At 69.0% G+C, this 18684-nt stretch carries 17 protein-coding genes; 8 read left to right on the top strand and 9 right to left on the bottom strand.

Features of this window, described 5'->3' with window-relative positions; genetic code table 11:
* Positions 1-150: 150 nt before the first annotated feature.
* From ACIPSE_RS45325 to ACIPSE_RS45300, 6 genes are all read right to left on the bottom strand, one after another.
* Complete coding sequence (locus tag ACIPSE_RS45325; RefSeq protein ID WP_401675685.1) at positions 151-510, bottom strand: hypothetical protein; 360 nt, start codon at positions 508-510, stop codon at positions 151-153.
* 109 nt (positions 511-619) lie between these two features.
* Positions 620-931 carry a WhiB family transcriptional regulator gene (locus ACIPSE_RS45320; RefSeq protein ID WP_401675683.1) on the bottom strand — a complete coding sequence of 104 codons (312 nt, stop codon included), beginning with the start codon at positions 929-931 and terminating at the stop codon, positions 620-622.
* A gap of 159 nt (positions 932-1090) precedes the next feature.
* A complete protein-coding gene (locus ACIPSE_RS45315) occupies positions 1091-1276 on the bottom strand; it encodes a hypothetical protein (RefSeq protein ID WP_401675681.1) in 186 nt (61 codons plus the stop codon).
* An 82-nt stretch (positions 1277-1358) separates the two neighbouring features.
* Positions 1359-1523 (bottom strand): hypothetical protein, encoded by a 165-nt coding sequence (locus ACIPSE_RS45310; protein ID WP_401675680.1) that lies wholly within the window; start codon positions 1521-1523, stop codon positions 1359-1361.
* 175 nt (positions 1524-1698) lie between these two features.
* A complete protein-coding gene (locus ACIPSE_RS45305; RefSeq protein WP_401675678.1) occupies positions 1699-2508 on the bottom strand; it encodes a hypothetical protein in 810 nt (269 codons plus the stop codon).
* Between the two features lie 306 nt (positions 2509-2814).
* Positions 2815-3201: a hypothetical protein gene (locus ACIPSE_RS45300; RefSeq protein WP_401675676.1), complete on the bottom strand. Its 387-nt coding sequence runs from the start codon at positions 3199-3201 to the stop codon at positions 2815-2817.
* 230 nt (positions 3202-3431) lie between these two features.
* On the opposite strand from ACIPSE_RS45300, the gene ACIPSE_RS45295 reads away from it, so the two are divergent.
* Complete coding sequence (locus tag ACIPSE_RS45295; protein WP_401675674.1) at positions 3432-3971, top strand: GntR family transcriptional regulator; 540 nt, start codon at positions 3432-3434, stop codon at positions 3969-3971.
* Positions 3972-3974: 3 nt separating this feature from the next.
* A complete protein-coding gene (locus tag ACIPSE_RS45290; RefSeq protein WP_401675672.1) occupies positions 3975-4757 on the top strand; it encodes a GntR family transcriptional regulator in 783 nt (260 codons plus the stop codon).
* Between the two features lie 68 nt (positions 4758-4825).
* On the opposite strand, the gene ACIPSE_RS45285 is transcribed toward ACIPSE_RS45290, so the two are convergent.
* The gene (locus ACIPSE_RS45285; RefSeq protein ID WP_401675670.1) at positions 4826-4978 is read right to left on the bottom strand and encodes a hypothetical protein; all 153 of its coding nucleotides are present in this window, start codon (positions 4976-4978) and stop codon (positions 4826-4828) included.
* Positions 4979-5339: 361 nt separating this feature from the next.
* Between ACIPSE_RS45285 and ACIPSE_RS45280 the strand changes: the two genes are divergently transcribed.
* The 5 genes from ACIPSE_RS45280 (at position 5340) to tpg (ending at position 12560) form a co-directional block, all read left to right on the top strand.
* Entirely contained in the window at positions 5340-6983 is a 1644-nt protein-coding gene (locus ACIPSE_RS45280; protein ID WP_401675668.1) for a helix-turn-helix domain-containing protein, read from the top strand.
* Between the two features lie 40 nt (positions 6984-7023).
* Positions 7024-8007, top strand: coding sequence for an asparaginase (locus tag ACIPSE_RS45275; protein WP_401675666.1), 984 nt, complete (start codon positions 7024-7026; stop codon positions 8005-8007).
* 15 nt (positions 8008-8022) lie between these two features.
* On the top strand, positions 8023-8505 hold the full coding sequence (locus ACIPSE_RS45270; RefSeq protein WP_401675664.1) for a PPC domain-containing DNA-binding protein: 483 nt from the start codon (positions 8023-8025) through the stop codon (positions 8503-8505).
* 1142 nt (positions 8506-9647) lie between these two features.
* Positions 9648-11996 carry a hypothetical protein gene (locus tag ACIPSE_RS45265; RefSeq protein WP_401675662.1) on the top strand — a complete coding sequence of 783 codons (2349 nt, stop codon included), beginning with the start codon at positions 9648-9650 and terminating at the stop codon, positions 11994-11996.
* Between the two features lie 6 nt (positions 11997-12002).
* Positions 12003-12560 carry a telomere-protecting terminal protein Tpg gene (gene tpg / locus ACIPSE_RS45260; protein WP_401675660.1) on the top strand — a complete coding sequence of 186 codons (558 nt, stop codon included), beginning with the start codon at positions 12003-12005 and terminating at the stop codon, positions 12558-12560.
* Positions 12561-12583: 23 nt separating this feature from the next.
* Here the strand turns inward: tpg and ACIPSE_RS45255 are convergent, their stop codons facing one another.
* A complete protein-coding gene (locus ACIPSE_RS45255) occupies positions 12584-15676 on the bottom strand; it encodes a tetratricopeptide repeat protein (protein WP_401675658.1) in 3093 nt (1030 codons plus the stop codon).
* Entirely contained in the window at positions 15673-16104 is a 432-nt protein-coding gene (locus ACIPSE_RS45250; protein ID WP_401675656.1) for a hypothetical protein, read from the bottom strand. The genes ACIPSE_RS45255 and ACIPSE_RS45250 overlap by 4 nt, the downstream gene beginning before the upstream one ends.
* Positions 16105-16718: 614 nt before the next feature.
* Here ACIPSE_RS45250 and ACIPSE_RS45245 point away from each other — a divergent pair.
* Positions 16719-18684 (top strand): tetratricopeptide repeat protein (locus ACIPSE_RS45245; protein ID WP_401675654.1); only part of this gene is annotated, 1966 nt, incomplete at its 3' end.

Genomic DNA, 18684 nt, shown 5'->3' with positions numbered 1-18684 from the left:
ATGCGGCCGGTTGGTCGCGAAGCTGGGACCGGCACTACCCGCTCCGGGCGCACGAAAAGGCCGGCCTCCCGAGGGGCGGGCGGCCGGTGAGGGGAAGCAGTGCGGGGCGGGCCCGAAACTGGGTGCGCCTCCCGCCGGGCGGGAACGAAATCAGCCCTCGGGGAACCGTGCGCCGTGCCGGATCAGGTCGGCGGTGGTGATGCCGAAGTGCCGGCACCGGTCGATCAGCGGCTGGAGCGCGCTGCCGTCGGCGAGCGCCTGGGGCGAGCCGGCGCCGTACCGCCGCTGCGTGGCGAAGAGCTCGTTGAGCGCGGTCGCGGTGCGGGCGGCGTGCTGCTCGAAGCGGCCCTCGCCCACCCATTCCTCCGCGATGACGTGGAGGGTGGTGCGCCAGCTGCCGCTGTAGTCCTCCGGACCGATCGGCGGGATGTCGCTGCCGAAGATCGCGAAAGCGGCGGCCTGGGCTTCGGCTTCCGTGCCGGGGCGGAGCGGGGTCATCGTCGTGGCCATGGGGCCTCCCTCGACTGGGGTCCGGGCTGTCCGGCTCCCCGTCACCGCCCGTCCCGGCCACCGTGGTGCAGCGGTCGGTGCGGGCGGATCAGGCAGCCGCCAGAACGGATCAGGCAGCCTTGGCGCGCTCGCGGGCGGCACGGCGCCGGGTGCGCCGCCGCTCGTTCTCGCTCATCCCGCCCCACACGCCGTGGACCTCGCCGCTCTCCAGTGCCCAGGAGGCGCACCGCTCCAGGACCGGGCACCTGCGGCACACAGCCTTGGCCTCCTGGATCTGCAGGAGCGCCGGGCCGCTGTTGCCGATGGGGAAGAACAGGTCGGGGTCTTCCTCCTTGCACGCGGCGCGGTCACGCCAGTTGGTGTTGACCGGCAGGTCGGCGGAGGGGGCGTAGCTGGCGCGTACGATGGACTCGTTCTTCATCAGGGCCTCCCAGAAGGTCCAGTGCAGGAGACAGCCCCGGGGCGGCCACCCCGGGGCTGTTGTGTGTGCGGCGGCCGGACGGTCGGAGCGGGCGGGAGCTCCCGGCGCTCTCCGCCGGCCCCGGCCACAACGGCGCGGGGACGACGGGCAGGGCCGGGGTCAGCGCTGCTGCTTCTGACGTGCGTGGTAGGCGTCCTGGAGCCGGACGAACCGCTCGTGGATCGGCGCTCCTTCCGCGCACGGCGTCTCGCCCTGGCAGGCCAGGCAGTTGCCGGTGTGCTCGGTGGAGTCCTCGAACGCCTTCATGTAGCGGACGAACAGGTCGTCGGCCGGACGGGCGCTCACCGGGTGTCCCCGGCGCGCTCGTTCTCCGAGCGCCGGTTCTGCTCACGGTTCTTCTGCGACAGTGCCGCGCGTTCGGCGTCGGTCATGCCGCCACCGCCCAACCAGCCAGCGGCGAGACGGAGTTGAGAACGGGGAGCAGGGCGACGTCGACGCGGGCGTCGTCCTCGGGCTCGTAGCCCTTGGAGTCGTCCTCGCGCTCGATGTCGTCGATGATCCCGGCCCGCGGCTGCGCCGTGGTGCGTGTCATGCTGTGCTGCATCAGGTCCTCCAGTCAGGTCCTGGACAGCTCCTGGGCCGCAATCCCAAGGGCTGTCGCGATCACTCCCCTTGGGGAGCTGACTGCTTGTACGAGCAGCCACGGCCCCGGCCGCCCCGATCGCTCGGGATGGCCGGGGCCGTGGTCGTTCGTCGCGGTGTGCCGGTCAGACGACCCTGGTCGTGGACCTCCGGGCGGCATACTGCTTGCCCAGTTCGGCCTGGCGCCGGTCGTGAGTCTCTACGTCCTGCGATGCCAGCGGGACCTGCGTGCCGCGAACCTCGGAGACCGTCCCCGGCACGCGCTGAGCACAGCGGTTGTTCGCTGCTTCGACCGCCGTGCCGCCGTGCCGGGCCCACTGCGCCTTACGGACCGCCGGCGCCAACTGCTTCCGCTCGGTGCGCCGTTCCTGGCGGTCCTGCTCCGCGCGGGCCTCGCGGCGGGCGGGCTCCTGGTTGAGCGCGAGGACGAAGCGGCGGGCCAGGATGCCGCCGTCCGTGCAGTGCCGACCGCCGACGCACAGCGTGCAGCCCTTGCGGTGGGCGAGGTACGACTGTCGCGCCGTTTCCAGCGTGACCTCCGCCTTGATCCGGGAGACCGGGGCGGCCGGGGCCGGGAGCGGCTTGTAGAACTGCTGGGCGGCGCGGCGGTTCTCCTGCGGCATCGCGTCGCACAGCAGCCGGTTCTGCCGGGCCTGCCAGCGCTGAACGTCGATGTCGATGACCACGAGCTGGTCGCTGCCGGGGCAGGCAACGTGCTTCTCGCCCTCCGCGACCTTGTCGGAGATGCAGTGCTCACGGATCTTGAGGACCTTGTCACCCATGATCCGGCGCCAGGTACGGCAGTCGGGGCAGGCGATCGACTTCGCCTCACCCGGCCTGACGTTGTAGTCCTCCGGGGCCATGCTGCTGAGCTTGAGCGCCTCACGGCGGTTCGTGTTCCTGGTCCGGACGCGGCCGGGACGCTTGCGGGGCATCGAATCCTCCTGACGTAGATCGGGTGCGGGTGCTGCCTTCTCTGCCGCGCCAGGCCGGGCTTTCGGCAGGTGGGTCCTGGCGGACAGACAGCGCAGCAGCGCCGTTCGAGATGGATCAGGTGGAGCTATTCAGTACAGGCCTGCCGGGGAGCTCGGCTCACCCACTGCCGCCGCCCCCGAAGAGGCGACACCTGCTGTTTTGCTAGTAGAGGGCCGATGTTCCGGCTCCCTCATCCGGCGCCGCCCGCAGGGGCGGTTCCGGATGAGGGAGCCGGGTCCGAAGACCCGGCGGGAAGTGCGAGGAAGTCAGGCCGCGATCGGGAGGGAGGCGGCAGTCGGCGGAGCAATCCGCAGCTGCGCGACGTGGGGGATGAGCGCGTCGACCAGGCGGTCGCGGACCAGCCTGGTGATCGAGGGGTCCGTCGCGAGGATGTCCTCCGCTGCCGCCCTGCGCGCCGCGAAGTCGTGAGCAACCTCGGCCAGCGCGGCCTTCCGGCCCTTCTTGAGGCTGGAGGCGGCGTCCCAGCGGGCCAGCTCGCCCGAGGTCACGAACTCGTGCAACTCCAGCGGCGTTCCGAACGCGATGTCCAGGTCGACCGAGCCGAATGCCGACAGGTCGACCTCAATAGCGTCCAGCAGCGCGAGCGTCTCCGCATCGAAGCTTTCGGTTGCGAGAGGGCGAGTGACGTTCATGTGGGTGGTGCTCCCTTCATTGGGGTCCGCCTCGGAGGCGGGACGCGTCGAGCAGGTGCATTCGGGCAGGCCAAATAGGCGCCTTCCGGCGTCTCGTCCCTTCCGGGGCGGTACACCTGCAACCTTAAGGCCATGCGCCTTAAGGTGACAAGGCTTAAGGCGCACCATGCTGGCTTCAGCGGCAAGGCATTAGGGTTGCGGCAGGTCACGACAGACCGAGGGGACAAGAGATGAGCAGCAACGACGCGTGGATGGGTGAAGCCCAGCCGTATCTCACGCCCCGCAAAGCGGGGGAACGCGACGCTTGGAGCGCTGAAGCCGCAGCACACGGCCGACGCGGGAGCCAGCGCCTGCTCACGGTTGAAGAGGTGGACCCTCCAGCCCCAGTCCGAGCTTTCCTGGAGCTTGATCCTTCCGAGAGGGCTATAGTCCGCCGGCGGCTGGTCCTGCTCGATGACGAACCTGTTGAACTGGCCGATTCCTACTATCCAGCCCACATCGCGAAGGGCACCCCCCTTGCAGAGCGTAGGAAGATCCCAGGCGGCGCTGTCACGCTGCTGGCTTCGCTCGGCTACACCTCCGGCGACAGTCCGCTCGAAGACGTCGCCGCAGCGGCAGCCACCCCAGACGAGTGCGAAGCGCTGGGACTGCCTCTGGGAGCGCCTGTGTTGGTCCTGACTCGATTCACCGTCTCCACTGCAGGAGAACCGATGGAGGTGAGCGTCATGACCATGACTCGCCATCTCCAGTACCGACAGAAGGCTGTCTGAGCAATGGCTAGATCGTTCGAGGACAAGCGGTCGGCCCACCAGAAGATCGCTGCCACTCTGCGCCGACAGATCACCAGGGGGGACCTCGCCCCCGGGACTCAGCTGCCGTCGACACCAGTGCTGATGGAGCAGTACGGCGTGGCGGGGACCACGGTGCAGAAGGCTCTTCTCATGCTGAAAGACGAAGATCTGCTGATCGGCCATGCGGGCAAGGGAGTTTTCGTCAAAGGCGGCACTCAACAGTCCATCTCGCCTGCGGTGTACATGCCGCCAGCAGCGTCTGGGGAGCCGTACCGCTGGATCTCTGAGGCCGAGAAGCGCGCTCAACGCGGCTCGGTACAGCTCTTGGACGTAGCGGTAGTCCAGCCGCCCCACGAGGTCGCCTTGGCCCTCGGGCTCGAGGACGGGGGACGAGCCCTCCTTCGCAAGCAGGTCCTGTTTCTGGACGATGAGCCCACCGAGCTCACGCGGTCCTACTACCCGCTCGAGATCGCGGAAGGCACGGCGATGATGGAGCGCCGAAAGATCCGCGGGGGAACGCCAACTCTTCTGAAGGGACTGGGATATCCACCGAGATCCTTCGTGGATGAGGTCTCCTCGGAGATCCCCACGGAGGAGGAAGTGGTTGCCCTTGAGCTGCCCAAGGACATGCCGGTGATGCTCACCTTCAGGGTCGTGCGCTCGGACAGCGAGAGGACGATCGAGGTATCCCTGCTGACGAAGGCGGCACACAGGTACCGCATGCGGTATGCACTGACTGTCACCGAGCACGAGTTCGACGCATGAGTCCGTTAGCCCGGCAGGCGGGTAACCCCGTTGCGAACGCGGCTGATGCCGTCTGCCGGGCATTGCCCTCACCGATCCCGCCGACCAGATGGCGTCAGCAGAGCTCGCAGGATCAGGCCAGCGGCGCCAGTGCTGGCCACAGTGGTGATGATTTCGCGGATCACGATGAGCAGGACGACTGCGACAACGCCGGCGGTCAGGATTGCGACGATGCGAATCACGGCGGCGCCGGGTCTGCCGCGCGGCTGGAGGCCTGGCGGCCTTGCGCAGGGGCATCCGTGTGTCGAATGGGCCCCGGCGAGTGTGAAGTCGATGTGCCGCCCGTGTGCGTCGGCCACACTGCTGGTCGTGCTGTGGGCATGGCGGAGCGGAGTCATCTCGCCCTCCTGGAAAGGCAGTTGGGGTTTCCGGCTGCTGGTGGAGCCGTGACTCCAGGTTTAGGCGTGATCCCTGACGGCTTCTACGGGTGGCCTGTATCCGTCCGGCGGATACAGGAACTTGGATACGTGGAGGGGGCCCTGAATGGGGCAACGACCGAATGTACTGACGCCGGATCAGTCTCCCCGGCACCGTCTCGGGTACATGATCCGGGAGCTGCGCGAGGCCCGTGGTTTATCCATGCGGGACCTCGCCGCCAAGACGTACGTCTCCCACTCCAAGGTGCAGCGATGGGAGAACGGCAGCCGACCGCCGAATCGGGATGAGGTCGAACTCATCGACCGGGCGCTCGCCGCCGGCGGGTTGCTGATCGAGATGTGGCCGGAGATCAGTGAGGGTGTCATCGGCTCCGGGCATGTATCTGATCAGGCGTCGCATGTATCCGATACATCATCAAGCCTGGCCACAGCCCTGTCCCAGGCGGCAGCGTCGGACAGTGAGGGGATCTTCGTCCCTCGACGTCTCGACGATGGAACGGTGGTGCTCGTGGCACTCGATCGACGCGCGCTGTTGCGCGCCGGTGTGGGGATCAGCGCAGCAGCGATGGCTGGCCTCCCAGCGCCGGCAGCCGCACTGGTCAGTCCGACAGAGGATCCCTTCGGGTTCGCGAGAACTGCTTCGGAGAGGTGGCCGGGACTTCGGCTGTCCCGGCCGGTGCCCGATTTCGGGGTCGACTGGCAGGCTCTCCTGCCGGGAGGCCGGTCCATGCTCGGCTCTCAGCTCACGATGCAGGTCCACCCCGCACGTATCGAGGGAAGCCGGGTGGTCGTGTCCATCCCCGATCAGCGGCGCGCGGAGGAGTTTCTGGCACGGCCGCACCGCAGTCTTGTGATCGGAGCAGTCAGCGCTGAGGGCGTATCGCGGTTCTACGCCATCGACGGGCGCGCGGCCCGCGGCAAGCTCTCGCGGAACGGCGGCGTGTACGAGGTCACTGCGCCCGCCGCGTATGAGCTGGACGATCTCACCTACGGCATTCTGTGGGCTGTCAGCAACTATGACGATGCACTCCAGGCCGATGACCAGGCTCTTTCTGAGACGCGCAGCGATCTGAAGGCCTATGAGCGGCTGTCCTCTTCCGCGGTCAGCCGGGAGGCGGCTCCCGGTCTGAACGGGGTGGCCCACATGTGGCTGGGCTCGGACTTCTGTGCCCGCCACATCCTCAAAGCGCTGCCGGAGCTGGCGGAGGTGCCTGCGTTCTGGACGCGGGAGCAGCGCGGTGAGGAGGCCAGCGCGTGGCTGATCTTCGATCACAAGTACCCGTATCTGCGGGAGACCACGAAGGCTCTCGGCAGCACCAGCACGCGCGCGTTCTGCATCCCTGAGGAGGTCGTCCGCTCTTCTCCGAGGTACGAGCGGATCCTGCTGTTCCTGGCTGTGGCGCTGATGGAGTCGCTCGGGATCCACGCGCAGTTCACGTCCGATGCCGCGTACGAGACCGTTGAGGGCTTCGTGGTCGCGCCTGACAAGGAAGCGGTGATCGCCAACTGGGTGAGGGGCGACGGCATGTGGCATGTCGACGTGACTGCGCGGGCCTCGGTGGTGCGCGAGTTCACGATCGCGGCACGCGACGTCGACGCTGACTCGCTCACCGCGGCACCGACGCCTGCTGGACGGCTGCGCGCGCTGGCGCAGTACCTCGATCTGCCGTGGTCGTGGTTAATCCAGCGGTGCGGCCAGCTCTCCCGGTACGGATCGTCCGGTCTGGTGCAGTCCCGCAGCCGTCTGGTCTCCGCAGCTGGCATCGATGCTGCGTGCGCGTACGTGGCCTCGCTTCCGGCCAACCACTGATCCAGCCCACCAACCGTTCTTCGCTAGAGGAAGAGAGGCCATGGTCAACAAGGTTCGACGTGTCGCGGTGATCTCGCTTGGCGGAACCATCGCGATGACCGCGCAGACCGACGCTGGCGCTACGCCAACCCTGTCGGCCGACGACCTGGTCGCAGCGGTACCCGGTCTTGCCGAAACCGGCATCAAGGTGGACGTGCGTGACTTCCGTCGTCTGCCCGGCGCTTCGCTGTCCTTCTCGGACCTGTTCGAACTCGGCGCGATGATCGAGGCGCTCGCGGTCGACGGCGTGGTCGTCACCCAGGGGACAGACACCATCGAGGAAACTGCCTACCTGCTGGATCTGATCACCACGGGCGACATGCCCATCGTGGTCACCGGCGCCATGCGAAACGCGAGCATGGCGGGCGCGGATGGCCCCGCGAACGTGCTTGCCGCGATCCGCACCGCGGCAAGCACCGAAGTGCAGGGCGTCGGCTGTGTGGTGGTGTTCGGTGAGGAGATCCACGCTGCCCGTTGGGTCCGCAAGACCCACTCGGTCAGTCCCACCGCCTTCACCTCGTACCCCGGGCCGATCGGCTACGTCGCAGAAGACCGCGTGCGGATCCTGGCCCGCCCCAGCTCGGCCCCGACAATCGCTGCTGGCACAGCTACTGTTCCGACCGTTCGCACCACCATCTACACAGTGGGAATCGGAGACGACGGGACACTCCTCCAGGCTCTCGGCGACCACGTCGACGGCCTTGTCGTCGCCGCATTCGGTGCTGGCCACGTCCCGATGGCCTGCGTCAACGCTCTCGCCGACCTCGCCAAGCGCATGCCGGTCATCCTGACCAGCCGTACCGGGTCCGGCCCTGTCCTCCACCACACCTACGGGTTCCCCGGATCCGAGTCGGATCTACGCGCCCGCGGTCTGGTACCCGGCAGCACGCTGGACCCGGTCAAGGCGCGCATCCTGCTGCAGCTGCTCTTGATGTCCGGTGCTGACAAGGACCAGACCACCCAGGCCTTCACCGCCCTCTCCTAGCCCCGGGATGCCACCTTGCGCAGCCAAGAACTCACCACCGGCCGGACTTTCGGTGTCACCTTCGATCACGGCGACGACTTCTTTCCCACCCTCGCCGACTTCTGCCGCCAGAACGGCGTGCGGCACGGGTACATCCCCATGTTCATCGCCGGCTTCGCCGAGGCAGAGATCGTCGGCGCCTGCGAGAAGCTCGAGAACCCCGAAGCCCCGGTCTGGAGCAAGGTCCATCTGACCGGCGTAGAGGCAATGGGGTGCGGAACCCTCGCGTACGACGCTGAGACCGACACGGTCCTGCCGCACATGCACACCTCACTGGGAGAGAAGGCTCGGTCAGCCACTGCCCACACGAGTCATCTCCTCAGCGCCCAGGTGCAGTTCCTCGTCGAAATGCTCGTAGTCGAGGTCACAGCCCCGGTGATGACCCGCCCCAAAGACCCGAACCTCTACGACGTACCGCTCCTGACCTTTGGCACACGGCACACCGCTCACAAGCCCTAGACCTGCAGCCACGCGCATCCCAGACGAGGCATGCGCGTGGCGCCACCCCGGAACTCGGCAGGGAAACACGGGGCCGTGATGAGCTGTCAGTGACTGCACGGTCCAACGACACGTTCGCCCCGGGGCAGTGCCGATTCGGGTGGGAACGGTACAGTGGCCCCAGCGTTGATCAAAAAGAAAAAGTGGCCCCGTCTACCGGCCTTGAGCAAGCCGGGAGGGGCCACATGGCCGACGGACCTTGTAGTGGGGGTCCGAGAGCCTGCCGAGCACCCTTTTCGCGAGAAAGGAAGTGCCGACGTGATCAGGGTACCCGTACCCGTCACCCGACACACCGCACCCCGCCGTGGGGTCAGCAGCCATGCCGGTTGCTGGTCCGTCGACGGGGCGTTCGTGCTGTCCGCGTGCACCCCGAATCGCCCCTCGGTTGAGGGGGTCGGGATGACGTAGGTGTCGGGGGCGGCGCCTGCCTCGCAGGTCTTCGTGCCGCCCCGGGCCGCTCGGCTTCAGGTGATTGGGAGTCACCTCGGCTGAGCGCCCATCTGCTACCGGAGAGAGGTCTTGGGAGGCCCTCCCCGATGGGGTTGTCCGTCCGGTTGGGAGCCGGTTGGACGGTCCGTACTCAGGTTTCACCACGAAACCAAGCACCACTGGGGCGCTTTGTCGTACCCACCTCCATGGAAGGAGGACGTCGTCATTCTGCACGACGCGCCGGGCTTTGGCCAGCCCGGATACGCCCGTTTCATCCGGGTTCGCGGTTGTGTGATGTCGCGCATTGCGGCATTTCACAGCCCGATTCACCCGTTTTGCCCTGCTGGTGGAGCCGCTTTTGCGATCCGGCGGGCGTCCGGTGTCACACCGAACGTGTTCTCGACACCTGTAGCAGGTGTGGACCTTTTCCCTTCCCGTACCCGGGGCCAGACTCTGTTCGCAGGCGACCTGGTCCGCGGTCGCCTCATGAATCACATCCTGAGGTTCTTTCGGAGCGGGCGATGAGTGCGGTGGCGGCATCAGCCGCTCCCGCCGACGGTGCTGTGCGGCGGCGCCTGCGGTCTGTGCCCGTACAGGCGGGACCAGTGCCGGCGCGCGGTCCAGCGCATCCGCTCGCGCTGGGGTCTGATGCTCGGGCCCGGCTAGGCGGCGCGGTGTCCACGTTGTTGGAGGCTCCGGGCCTGGAGGACGGGCTGGATGCGGTGCGTCTGGCTGTGCTGGTGCTGGCGTCGCGGACGCCGTCGGAGACCGGTGTGGTGGAGATCCGTACGTCGGAGCTGGGGCGGTGGCTGGGGCTGTCGGCGTCGTACACGGCCTCCAGCGTGGTGCCGGCGCTGCGTCGCTCGGGCGTGGTCTCGGTGGAGACGGCGGAGGGCGACTACGGCCAGGACGACGGCCTGAAGTGCAAGGTGCTGCCTCTGTGGGCGGCGCAGGACGTCGTCGGGCACCCGCTGAACCTGGCGAAGAAGGAGTACGCGACGCTGCTGCGGCTGCTGGAGGCTGTGATGGCGCCGGGCTGGACGCACCGGGACGGGCGGGTCACTCCGGCCGGGCTGATCGGTACGCGTACCGGTCGGGGCGCGGCGACGGACCGTCTGGCGCTGCTGCTTCTGGTGCTGGAGGCCCGGGAGAGCGGTCGGGTGCGGCAGTGCGGCGGGGCGGTGGACACCAAGCGCGGCCGGGCGGCGGCGACGGTGGCACGGCTGCTGGGGTGCACGGCCTCGGCGGGGGAGCGGGTGCTGGAGCGTCTGGAGGGCCAAGGGCTGGTGCTGCGGGTCCGGCTCAAGACGGGTTCCCGTCTGAGGAACCGGTCGCGGCTGATGGTGCCGGCGGTCGCCGCCGCGCACGGCCGGACCGTCGCCGACGACGTCCAGGAGGACCGTGCGGAGGCTCTGGAGCCCGATTTTTCAGATCCCGACGTTGCGGCAATGCCTGGTCAGGCGCCGGAGAAGACGGCGGAAGCCCAGGTGGGCGGGGTGCCGGGGGCGGATGGGACGGGAGTTGCAGAGCCCGACGTTGCGGCAGCCCTTCACACTGACCACCCTCACCTGGTCACTCGCGTTGTTCCTCCGCAGCGCTCTAGTGGTTTTTCCGGCGAAGACCGTGGGGCTGGAGGAAGTCGGCCGGAACGCATGTGCGCGGGCGCGGACCAGGCCGCCGACGGCGAGAACCCTGTTGCCGGGGCTCCGCTGGCTGAGGATGGCCCGCTCCGCGGGGAGAAGCCGAAGGATTCCTCGGTCGACAAGCGGGTCGGTCAGCGTGCTGCCGCGGCTGATGCTGGTGGTCGCCGGAAGGCCGTGGGCACGGCAAAAGCGCAGCAGCGGAGGGTGGACCTCCCGGATGATCTTCGTCTGCGGGTGGCACTGGGGCCGGTCTCGTGGCTGTGGGAGCGGCTGTCCGGGTGGCAGCAGGACCAGGTCGCAGCGGCCGCAAAGACGGAACTGGCGCACCTGGAAGGGCTGCTGGCCTTCCAGGGCGGTGCCCCGCGGCTGCTGGCCGACCGGCTCACCGACCGCCTGGAGGAGAACGGCGGCGAGGCCATGGTCACCGGCCCCTACGGCTGGCTGATCCGGCGGGGCCTGGTCCAGCGGCCCTCCTGCTCGGACCGGCGCTGCGACGACGGGATCCGCCTGGACACCGGCACCGGCTGCGAGAACTGCCAGAACGTGATCCACACCCGCCGCGCCCGCCGGGCCCGCATCAGCGCGGACATCGACCGGGAACTGCCCGGCCTGGCCGACGGCGAGCGGCGGCGCATCCTCGAGGAACGCCTGCGCATCCAGGCCGCCATCGACGCGGAGGACTTCGTGTGGCGGCGGGAACAGGCACGCGTCCAGCAGGCCCGACGGGATGCCGCGCGCGCAGCTGCACAAGAACGGGCAGAAACCGACCGTAGGGCGGCGGAAGCCACCGCCGCCGCACGCCAGGCCCTGCCATGTGAGGACTGCGGGCGTTCCCAGGCAGCCGGGCTGTGCGAATGCTGCGACCACCGACGCCAGACCCAGGCCCTGATCGGCGAGGCCGGCTTGCTCGCAGCGGCCTGGTCCGCCGACCTGACCGACCCGGACAGCGTCGCGGCCGTCGCCGCCCAGACCCGGGCGGCCATCAGCGACAACGTCACCACCGCATGGCAGGAGTTCCTGCAGATCACCGATGCCGCCGCCCTGGAGGCCAACCCGGAGACCATGCAGGACCTGTACAGCTTCACCGCGTTCCAGACCGCCCAGCAGGCCGTTCAGGAGCACCAGGACACTGCCCTGACGATGCTGGGCAAGACCCGGGAGGCCGAAGCGGAAGCCCAGCGGGCGTTCAGGACCGAGCAGGGCCGCCCCTGGTTCAATCACATCCCGCACGGCACCGACTCCATCTCGGCCGCGACCAGCGCCGCCGAGAAAGCCCGCGAGCGCGTAGCCGAGCACCTGCTCACGGCCCGGCTCGAACAGCTCAGGGCGCTCGCCGTCCGCACCGCCAAGATCGGCCACAGCGCCGGAGAGGGGAAGTAACAGGTCATGGCCGACTCGATCGGAGAAGGGCTGGACGCCGCGCTGGAGAGGGCGTTCACCCGCCGCATCCCGCAGAGCGCGCAGGCGCAGATGAAGTACCTGGTCAAGCAGCTCAAGGGCACCAAAGCCGCAGCGCAGGCCCTCGGCATCTCCCAGCGCACCGTGGAACGCTACATCGCCGGCCGGCTCAAGCGGCCCCGCCAGGACCTGCGCGGCCGGCTGGAGCGCCAGGTCACGAAGCGGTGGCAGCCTCAGGTCCGGGCGAAAGCGAAGAAGAAGGCCGCGAGCACTGACGGCCTGGTCGTCTCCACCCGGGCACGGTTCGGGTTCACCGCCGCGCCCGGCACCACCGACGACGCCCGGATCCGCGACATCACCCAGGCCCTCCCACCTCAGTGGGCGAACCGTCTCTTCGCCGCCCGCGACGCCGGCGCCACCGAGCAACAGCTCCAGCAGATCGCGGCCGACGGCCTCGCGGAAATGTACTTCCGCGCCAACAACTCCCGCGCGGCCGGCCTGGGCGTGGAGTTCACCGACGTGGAGCACATCCAGATCGAGCTGTAGACAAGTGGTGCAGCCAGGAAGTGTCAATCACCCAGTGCCTGCCACTCTGAGAGTGCTGCGCGGGCGGCGAGCGTGTCCGGGTGCTCCCCACCCGATACCCGCTCCTGGTCGGCCACCACCTGCTCCAGCAACTCGATCGCTTCCCCCGTACGCCCCGCCTGCCAGTACGAGGCGGCCAGGTTGGCACGGGCGGTCAGCGTGTCCGGATGCTCCTCACCCAGCAGCCGCTCGCTGTCGGCCAGCACCTGCTCCTCGATCGCAATCGCTTCCCCCGTACGCCCCGCCTGCCGGTACGAGGCGGCCAGGTTGGCACGGGCGGTCAGCGTGTGGGGGTGCTCCCCACCCAGCAGCCGCTCCCGGTCGGCGACTACCTGCTCCTCGATCGCAATCGCTTCCCCCGTACGCCCCGCCTGCCAATACGAGGAGGCCAGGTTGCCGCGGGCGGTCAGCGTGTGGGGGTGCTCCTCACCCAGCAGTCGCTCCCGGTCGGCGACTACCTGCTCCAGCAACTCGATCGCCTCCCCCGTACGCCCCGCCTGCCAATACGAGGCGGCCAAGCTGGCACGGGCGGTCAACGTGTCCGGATGCTCCCCACCCAACAGCCGCTCGCTGTCGGCCAGCACCTGCTCCTCGATCACGATCGCTTCCCCCGTACGCCCCGCCTGCCAGTACGAGGCGGCCAGGTTGGCACGGGCGGTCAGCGTGTCCGGATGCTCCTCACCCAGCAGCCGCTCGCTGTCGGCCAGCACCTGCTCCTCGATCACGATCGCTTCCCCCGTACGCCCCGCCTGCCGGTACGAGGAGGCCAGGTTGCCGCGGGCGGTCAACGTGGAAGGGTGCTCCTCACCCAGCCGCTCCCGGTCGGCGACTACCTGCTCCAGCAACTCGATCGCCTCCCCCGTACGCCCCGCCTGCCGGTACGAGGCAGCCAGGTTGCCGCAGGCGGTCAACGTGTCCGGATGCTCCCCACCCAGCAGCCGCTCCCGGTCGGCCAGCACCCGCTCCTCGATCACGATCGCTTCCCCCGTACGCCCCGCCTGCCGGTACGAGGAGGCCAGGTTGGCACGGGCGGTCAACGTGTCCGGATGCTCCTCACCCACCAGCCGCTCCCGGTCGGCCAGCACCCGCTCCAGTATTTCGATCGCCTCCCCCGTACGCCCCGCCTGCCGGTACGAGGCAGCCAGGTTGGCACGGGCGAGCAGCGTGTCCGGATTCTCCTCACCCAGCCGCTCCCGGTCGGCGACTACCTGCTCCAGCAACTCGATCGCCTCCCCCGTACGCCCCGCCTGCCAGTACGAGGCAGCCAGGTTGGCACGGGCGGTCAACGTGTCCGGATGCTCCCCACCCACCAGCCGCTCCCGGTCGGCCAGCACCCGCTCCAGTATTTCGATCGCCTCCCCCGTACGCCCCGCCTGCCAGTACGAGGCAGCCAGGTTGCCGCGGACGGTCAGCGTGTCCGGATGCTCCCCACCCAACACCCGCTCGCTGATGGTGCTCAAGCTCTGCCAGTACACAGCCGCAGAAGCAGCCAGACCGGCATCGAAGAGACTTCTCCCGGCCCGGAACAGCACCGGATGCCCGTCGGGCTGCCACAACAGATCCAGCGCGTTCGCGGCGAGAGCATCCGTATTGGCGCGCAGGGAAGCCGCAAGGTCCGGGTGCGGCTGGTCGATCTTCGGCCACACCTCCAGCAAGGCGTCAGCAGCCGCAACGGCAAGCGGCGGTAGCTGGTCCTCGGCGATGGTCTCGCGCACGGCACGAGCGGTGAGGGCATGGATACGGACAGCGCGGTGGGGGTCGATTGCGGTGTCGTAGGTGATCAGTCCATAGCGGTCCAGGAGCCGGAGCGCGGCTTGGGCTTCAGTGCCGGAGACGGGGGCTGACCGGGGTGTGCGGCGGCGTAGAAGGGTGCGGCGGGAGGGGCCACTGTGCTGGCGATTGGCGAGGTAGGTGATAAGAGAGACGGTGTTCCAGAGGCTGTCGGGATGTCCGGCGGGGTCGAGGAACGCTATGGCGCGGAGTGTGGTGTGGGCCAGGGCGCCGTGGCGGTCCTGGGTGATGGCTTCGAGGGCGAGGAGGAGGGTGGTGGTGATCTGTCGGCCGTAGCGTTCGGTGTCCGCCCAGCGGGGGAGGAGTTCGTTCAGGCGTGCGGCGCGGTCGGTGAACTGGGTGAGGTAGGCGGTGCAGGGGGTGTTCTCGCGGAGCATGTAGGCGGCGGCGTGTCCCAGGGCGAGCGGCAGGTAGCCGAGTGCCTTGGCAAGGGCGGGGGTCTGGTCGTCGAGGAGGTTGGTTTTGCGGTCGTGGGTGAGGCGGTTGGTGAGGTAGCTGGTGGCTTCAGCTGGGGTGTAGACGTCGACGTCGATGCGGGTGCGGCCGCCGCCGGTCAGGCGCGGGTCTTTGAGGCGGGTGGTGGCCAGGACCCAGCCGCTGTTGCGCTGGCTGTCCGGCCACCAGGGCTCGATCGCGTTCAGGTCGGTGACGTCGTCCAGGACGATGAGCCACTGCCGGTCGGTGGCCGTGAGCCAGTGGAGGAATGCGTGTGCGTCGGTCTGCAGGTCTTCTCCGGTGCGGCCAGGGGCCTGGACCAGGTGGGCGGCCTGGGCGTATGTGGTGATGACCTGCTGGACCTCGGTGGCTGGTGTCCACAGCACCAGCTCGATGCCGTCCTGGACGGCTTCGCGGGCGTAGGCGGCGGCCAGCTGTGACTTGCCCACGCCACCGCCACCGGTCATGACCTGCACCAGCGTCCGCGCGCCGGAATCTGTTGCGGGTATGTCGGTGGAGTCGCTGGCCAGGACGACGGTGCTGCTGTGGCCGCGGGCTTCATCCACAGCCTGGCGCAGCCCGGTCCGTGGCTGGAATGCCGAGGCCAGCACAGGCACAGTGCCCACCACCACAGGCCACTGCACCGGTGTGCCGGCCTGTGTGAGATACAGGTTCTCGGCGTAGTTGACGGTGCTGTTGTCGCCCAGCGCGGAGGCCTTGATGCTCTCGCCGGCGGCGACGCCGCCCGTCCCGGCCGACACCGTGTGCCTGGCTGCGGGCTGGTGAGGGGTGGGGCTGTTCTGGTGCGGGTGGGGCTTGTTCTTGCGGCGGGGCCAGGGCAGCCAGGTCACCGTTCGCTGCCCTCGCCCAGTGCGCTGTCGGTGACGGCACCGCCGGCCGCGATGCCGTCCGCCCGGGCCCGCACGTCATCTCCGCCGCGGGGCGGCACACTGGGGCCTGGTGTGGTGGGCGGGCCGGTCACCTTCGAGTTCTTCCCGAGCGCGGAGCCGGTGATGTTCCCGCCGACCGCGATGGCGCGGCGACCGGCCCGCACACGACGGCCTTCCGATCCACCGCCGCCGCCCCCGCTGGTGCGGAACAGGGCGATGACCGCGACCAGCAGCGCGGCGAAGCCCACGACCGCGCCCGCCACGCTCGCGGCCTGCCCTGCGGTGTCAAGGTCGCCCAGAACGGCCAGCAGGATCAGACCAGTCGATGCCAGCCCGGTGACCACTGCTGTCGCCCACACCCACACGCGTGCCGCCCCCGTCAGTGCCACCGTCCACCGTCCTTCGTCTGAGCCCGTTCCGGGCTCGGGAGTGGGAGGTCGGCTGGAACTGGAAGGGGCCGACGCTCCGTCAGGTCTGGTGTGACCGTAGCGGCCCGCCCGGGCCGTATTCACCCGAACTGAGCTGAAAGCCGCGCCAGTTTGCCCTGGTGCCCGGTCTGTCGGGATGCCGCGATCAGGGTGTGGCGCCCGGGCTGGGAGCGCTACGGTCTGTAGCACCTGCTGTCGGCTGACGGTACGTCGGCCCGCGCGGGCATGTGCCGTACAACGGGGGAGCACGCGGTGACAACAGACAAAAAGCAGCCCGCGGGCGGCGCCTGTACGAGGCATACAGCGGTTGCAGCCGCCGTGAGGCGCGTCCGGATGACGTGCGAGATCGGCAACGATCACGACGAGCCGTTTCCTTGGGACGATCCGGCGGGTGAGGCAGGGGCCGTCGTGTCTGGTGGCCGTCGATGACTGCACCACGCTGGCCATGGAACCGGCCTGAACGCTCCACCAGCTCCAGCCCGGACGACGCTGGTGCAGCCCCGTCCGGTACAGCACAGGAGCACCCTGCCCCAGACAAGAACGCCGAGCAGCCCGGCCGATCCCAGAAGCTGGTGGTGGGCCGCGACGGTCTCGGTGTCGGGGGGAACGTCGAGGGCAGCGCACTGGGCGAGGGCAGCAGCGTCACCAACATCCGTGAACAGCACATCCACGAGGCAGCCAGCACATCTACGAAGGTGACCTGGCCGGTGGAGGTGGGGCCGGTGCCAGCCTTGGCATCAGCCTTCCAGCCGCGCAGCACCTTCCGCGAGAAAGTGGACGCGGCCCAGATGAACAGCACCACCGTGATGCTGACCCAAGTTCTGTCCGGCGGGGGCGGTGTCGGCAAGACCCAGCTGGCCGCTGCCTTTGCCACCGACGCTCTCAAGAACGCCGTCGACCTGGTCGTGTGGGCAGCCGCCGGCGAGGCACAGCAAGTCATTACGCAGTACGCGCAGGCCGCAGCCCGGATCCAACTGCCAGGGGTGACTGGGCAGGATCCCGAGTCCGACGCCCGCGCCCTGCTGGAGTGGCTGGCCACCACAGACCAGCGCTGGCTGGTGGTCCTGGACGACATCACCGACCCTGACGCCCTCAACGGCTGGTGGCCAGCCAGCCGCACGGGCACCGGCTGGGTCCTGGCCACCACCCGCCTCAAAGACGCCCGCCTGACCGGCGGCGGCCGCACCCGCATCGACATCGACATCTACACATCCGACGAAGCCAACGCCTACCTACAAGCTCGCCTCAGCAGCGAGAGCATGACCCATCTCCTCGACGATCAGGCCGCGGCTCTCGGTCAGGCCCTTGGGCATCTCCCCCTCGCCCTGAGCCATGCCGCCGCCTACATGATCAACGAAGAACTCACCTGCACCGCTTACCTGAACCTCTTCACCCGCCAACAGACCCGGCTTGACCATGCCCTGCCCGAAACCGCCGACACCGAAGGCTACGGCCGCCAGATCACCACCACCCTCCTGATCTCCCTCAACGCAGCCCAGATGGCCGACCCCACAGGCCTCGCCACCCCCTCACTGCGACTCGCCTCACTCCTCGAGCCGACCGGACACCCGCACGCCCTATGGGCCACCCCACCCCTCCTCAACTTCCTCACCACCCACCGCACCCCACACGCGCTCCAAGTCATCTCAGAGATCACGCCTGAGCAAACCCACACAGCGCTGCGCCTCCTGCACCGCTACGCCCTACTCAGCTGCGACCAGCGCACCGAACCACGCGCTGTCCGTATCCACGCGCTCACCGCTCGCGCCGTGCGCGAGACCATCGCCGAGGACCAGCTACCGCCGGTCGCCGTTGCGGCTGCTGACGCCTTGCTGGAGGCGTGGCCGGAGATCGACCAGCCGCACCCGGACCTTGCGGCCTCCCTGCGTACCAATACGGATGCTCTCGCCGCGAACGCGCTGGATCTGTTGTGGCAGCCCGACGGGCACCCGGTGCTGTTCCGGGCCGGGAGAAGTCTCCTCAATGCTGGCTTGGCTGCCTCTGCGGCTGTGTACTGGCAGAGCTTGAGCACCATCAGCGAGCGGCTGCTGGGTGGGGAGCATCCGGACACGCTGACCGCCCGCGCCAGCTTGGCCGCCTCGTATTGGCAGGCGGGGCGTACGGGGGAGGCGATCGTGATCGAGGAACAGGTGCTGGCCGACCGGGAGCGGCTGCTGGGTGAGGAGCATCCGGACACGCTGACCGCCCGCGCCAGCTTGGCCGCCTCGTATTGGCAGGCGGGGCGTACGGGGGAGGCGATCGCGATCGAGGAACAGGTGCTGGCCGACCGGGAGCGGCTGCTGGGTGAGGAGCATCCGGACACGCTGACCGCCCGCGCCAACCTGGCCTCCTCGTATTGGCAGGCGGGGCGTACGGGGGAGGCGATCGCGATCGATGAGCAGGTGCTGGCCGACCGGGAGCGGCTGCTGGGTGAGGAGCACCCTTCCACGTTGCTCGCCCGCGGCAACCTGGCTGCCTCGTACCGGCAGGCGGGGCGTACGAGGGAGGCGATCGAGTTGCTGGAGCAGGTAGTCGCTGACC

The sequence above is a fragment of the Streptomyces sp. NPDC090106 genome, from assembly GCF_044747265.1.
Classification (GTDB): domain Bacteria; phylum Actinomycetota; class Actinomycetes; order Streptomycetales; family Streptomycetaceae; genus Streptomyces.
This window is presented reverse-complemented; position numbering and strand designations above follow the sequence as displayed.

Coding starts and splice junctions, on each gene's coding strand:
- ACIPSE_RS45325 (WP_401675685.1), bottom strand. CDS start 510: ATGGCCACGACGATGACCCCGCTCCGCCCCGGCACGGAAGCCGAAGCC.
- ACIPSE_RS45320 (WP_401675683.1), bottom strand. CDS start 931: ATGAAGAACGAGTCCATCGTACGCGCCAGCTACGCCCCCTCCGCCGAC.
- ACIPSE_RS45310 (WP_401675680.1), bottom strand. CDS start 1,523: ATGACACGCACCACGGCGCAGCCGCGGGCCGGGATCATCGACGACATC.
- ACIPSE_RS45305 (WP_401675678.1), bottom strand. CDS start 2,508: ATGCCCCGCAAGCGTCCCGGCCGCGTCCGGACCAGGAACACGAACCGC.
- ACIPSE_RS45300 (WP_401675676.1), bottom strand. CDS start 3,201: ATGAACGTCACTCGCCCTCTCGCAACCGAAAGCTTCGATGCGGAGACG.
- ACIPSE_RS45295 (WP_401675674.1), top strand. CDS start 3,432: ATGAGCAGCAACGACGCGTGGATGGGTGAAGCCCAGCCGTATCTCACG.
- ACIPSE_RS45290 (WP_401675672.1), top strand. CDS start 3,975: ATGGCTAGATCGTTCGAGGACAAGCGGTCGGCCCACCAGAAGATCGCT.
- ACIPSE_RS45280 (WP_401675668.1), top strand. CDS start 5,340: ATGATCCGGGAGCTGCGCGAGGCCCGTGGTTTATCCATGCGGGACCTC.
- ACIPSE_RS45275 (WP_401675666.1), top strand. CDS start 7,024: ATGGTCAACAAGGTTCGACGTGTCGCGGTGATCTCGCTTGGCGGAACC.
- tpg (WP_401675660.1), top strand. CDS start 12,003: ATGGCCGACTCGATCGGAGAAGGGCTGGACGCCGCGCTGGAGAGGGCG.